General features: G+C 66.4%; 5 protein-coding genes and 1 pseudogene. All 6 read right to left on the reverse strand.

The genetic code is table 11. From position 1 onward, the window contains the following. A partial coding sequence (locus ACXJKR_RS30440; protein WP_457326024.1) for an AraC family ligand binding domain-containing protein occupies positions 1-368 on the reverse strand: 368 nt, incomplete at its 3' end. A gap of 98 nt (positions 369-466) precedes the next feature. Then, the gene (locus ACXJKR_RS30445) at positions 467-844 is read right to left on the reverse strand and encodes a diacylglycerol kinase (RefSeq protein WP_056198286.1); all 378 of its coding nucleotides are present in this window, start codon (positions 842-844) and stop codon (positions 467-469) included. 73 nt (positions 845-917) lie between these two features. Continuing rightward, positions 918-1,430, reverse strand: coding sequence for an RDD family protein (locus ACXJKR_RS30450; RefSeq protein WP_457326025.1), 513 nt, complete (start codon positions 1,428-1,430; stop codon positions 918-920). Continuing rightward, positions 1,427-2,071, reverse strand: a complete 645-nt coding sequence (locus ACXJKR_RS30455; protein WP_056198281.1) for a DUF3106 domain-containing protein — start codon at positions 2,069-2,071, stop codon at positions 1,427-1,429. The genes ACXJKR_RS30450 and ACXJKR_RS30455 overlap by 4 nt, the downstream gene beginning before the upstream one ends. A gap of 121 nt (positions 2,072-2,192) precedes the next feature. Further along, positions 2,193-2,525, reverse strand: a pseudogene (locus ACXJKR_RS30460) (DUF3619 family protein); the annotation flags it as partial. Continuing rightward, the gene (locus tag ACXJKR_RS30465) at positions 2,522-3,091 is read right to left on the reverse strand and encodes an RNA polymerase sigma factor (protein WP_056198279.1); all 570 of its coding nucleotides are present in this window, start codon (positions 3,089-3,091) and stop codon (positions 2,522-2,524) included. The pseudogene ACXJKR_RS30460 and the gene ACXJKR_RS30465, both read right to left, overlap by 4 nt. Between the last annotated feature and the right edge of the window lie 248 nt (positions 3,092-3,339).

Below are 3,339 nucleotides of genomic sequence, written 5' to 3' on the forward strand. Positions count from 1 at the left end.
GCGCGAAAGCGTGCCGTCATGAGGGCATCACGAATGACGGGCGCCTTGAACTCAAACGATGAACCAGGCGCGATGTCCGCTGCCGCATCCAGCAGCCGGGCCGGATCGACATAGAGCATGCGCCAGCACCGCCCGCTCGCATCAAAAGGCGTGCCGTCGTGCACCTCGCCCGGGTTAACCGTGATCAGGTCGCCCGCGCGGGCCTCGACGACACCGCGCCCGCTGGCCGATTTCTGCGCGCCTCGCTCGATGAGGCCAATGCCGAACTCGTCATGCGTGTGGCGGCCGAAGGCCAATGCCGAGTCGGCCACGACCACCTCGACGCCGTCGACGTGGCTGGGGATCAGCTTGAAACCGCGGGCCTGCATGGCCCGACTGTGGCATGTCGGTGCCGCCCGGCCGTCCGAAGGCGCTGACGCGCCCCCTCGGGGGGCAGCTCATGAAATGAGCGTGGGGCTGCGTTGCCTCAGCGCAGGTGCTGCCAGACGGCGGCGGCCCAGATGCCGCCAGCGAGCACCAGCGCCATCAGCACGGCGGCGCTGGCAATGTCCTTGGCGCGCTTGGACAGTTCATGCCGCTCGAAGGACACACGGTCCACGACCGCTTCAATGGCGGAGTTCAGCAACTCGACGATGAGCAGCAGCAGCAGCGAGCCCAGCAGCAGCGCCGCTTGCTCCCAGGTGTTGGCCAACCAGAACGCCAGCGGCGCGGCAATGATGCAGAGCCAGGTTTCCTGGCGGAAGGCGCTCTCGCCGGTGTAGGCGGCCTTGAGACCGGCCCAGGAATAGCCGGCGGCGTGGATGATGCGGTCCAGGCCGGTCCGGCCCTTGTGCGGGTTGGTCATGGGGCACCCTTAGGCCTGCGGCCTTGTCCCGCCAGGCGGGAGCGAGTTTGCTTGGGACGGCCCGGCGCTGCGCTCATGAGCGCACGGGAAGTTGGGTGATGACGCGCGAACCGCAGAGGGCGTCGTGCAGGAATTGTCGCTGCGGGTGCAGGCGTGCAATCAGCAGGTAGCCGGCGATGCCGGCCAGCAGGCTGCCGATGATGGCGCCGCCGCCGTGCAGGCCCAGCGCCCAGACGCTGATCAGCGCCGGCAGGAACCACAGCCAGCTCAAGCAGTAGCGCAGCAACGCACGGCCCCAGCGCAGCGGCCGGCCGGCGGCGTCGGTGACGCGCAGATGCCAGGTCTTCATCGCCAGCGTCTGACCCGTGCGCGTCCAGAAGCCGACGAAGTACAGGCCCAGCACGATGAAAAGGCTCACCGCCATGCCCGTGYGACCCTCCAGCGCATGCTGCTGGCGCGTCAGCACCGAGTAGAGGAAGCCGGCGAAGAAGACCACGCCGAACAGCAGTACGCCTTCGTAGAGAAAGGCCGCGAAACGTCTCGCCAGGCCCGCAGGCGCGGCGTTCGTGTCGACCAACGCCGTCATGTGCGCGGTACGGACGCGGGTGGCGCCTTCAGCGATTTTGGCAGCAGCGTCTTGGGGTCCACCAGGGCCGGATCGGCCACCACCTTGGTCTCACCCGCTGCGTGGTGGGCCGGCAGGACGAGGCCGCGCGTGATCAGGACCGTCGTAGCACCCGGCTTGGCCTGGATGAGACTGCCTGTCACGGGTGTCGGCGTGACGAGCTTRGGCGCCGCGGGCACGATATTGGACTTGGGCACCGCAGTCAGCGGCTTGGCCACCGGGCTGGCGGCCTTGGTCTGGGCCTGACGGCGCGCAACGGCCTTGTCGGCAAGCTCCTGGCGTTTTTCCTGGGGCAGCGCCTGGTAGGCCTCCCACTTGGCCTGACGCTGCTCGGAATCCACCTGTTTGGCCACCTGGAAGCCGATGCGGGCATCGACTCGCTCGCCCGGCGTCAGATTGGCCCAGTCACGCATGCGTTCATGCAGGCGGTTGAGTTCGGCAGGCGGCAGCACGGCCAGACGCGGCGTCGCATTCAGCCACTTGCTGCGCTGGTTGGGGCCGAGCTTGTCCCAGTCCTTCGCCAGCGGTGCGAGGAGGTCGCGCTGCGCTGGCGTCAGTGCCTGCCAGGTCGGTGCGGCGGCCAGCGCGGAGACCGGCGACATGACAGGTGCTGCCGGTCGAACTGCGGGAGGGGAGATGGCCGCGCTTGCTGCAATGGCATCTGGCGCCGAAGCCGCGTCTTGTGTCTGCGCAAAAGCAGAAAACCCCGCTGCGGATCAACAGCAGCCCGGCCAGCAGCGCCAGCAGCGGGAGGGCGGACGCAAGCTTGGACCATAGGCCGTTGTTGCCGCCGGCACCGCGCGGGCCGCCGCTCAGGGCCAGCGTCGAACCCATCTGCACCACCCCAGGGCTGGCCGTGCTTACCGAGGTGCGCGCAGCGCGGGCCTGGGCGGCGCGGGCCAAGGCTTGCTCACGTGCGAAGCGCAGACGTTCGGACACGTCATGCGGCAGTGTGGCGTTGCGCTCGGTCAGGCCAGCAGCGACACGCAGGCCAAAACGCGTGACGCGAGCATCCAGGTCGGCAGGGAAGGTGGAAAATTTCGACGGCGACTTCATAGCGTGATCCCCTTGGCCTTGAGCGACTTCGCCAGCGAATGGACGGCGCGGGAACAGTGAGTTTTGACACTGCCTTCCGAGCAACCCATCACAGACGCGGTCTCTGCAACATCCAGTTCCTCCCAGTAACGCAGCAGGAAGGCTTCGCGTTGACGCGTCGGCAGCTGTTCGACTTCCGTCTCGATGCGCTGCAAGATCTGCGCCCGGCTGACCTCATCCGCGGCGCTCAAGGCGCCCATGGCGCCTTCCTGGGTTTCAAGGATCTCCAGCAGGTCGAAATCACCGTCGCCATCGCCGCCGCCCTCGAACTCCGACATATTTGTCATGACGGCCCGGCGCGTCTTCTGGCGACGGAAGTAGTCCATCGTCGCGTTCGACAGGATGCGCTGGAACAGCAGCGGCAACTCGGCCGCGGGGCGGTCGAAATAGTTCTCGGCCAGCTTGATCATGGCGTCCTGGACGATGTCCAGGGCGGCATCGTCGTCTCGAACCACGTAGGCCGTGCGCTTGAAGGCGCGGCGGTCGACGGTACGCAGGAAATCGTTGAGTTCTTTGTCGGTGGCCAAGGCGGGGAGGCAGGTCCGGGCGGCAGCTCGGATTATGGCATTCGTCTGATACGAAGGCTCACACGATTTTGCTCGGCATAATGTTGCTTCGCACAAAGAGTCAATGGTCTCTCAGTGGCCGCCCGACTGGGGCTCCATCTGTTGATCGCGCAGGTTCCAAATCCGCTTCACGAGGGCGAGAAGAGGGACACCAATGGTTTTTCGTTAGAGAAATTCACAAAGGTTCTAAAAATGGACATGTCTGCCGC

Source organism: Roseateles sp. P5_E11, from assembly GCF_054049355.1.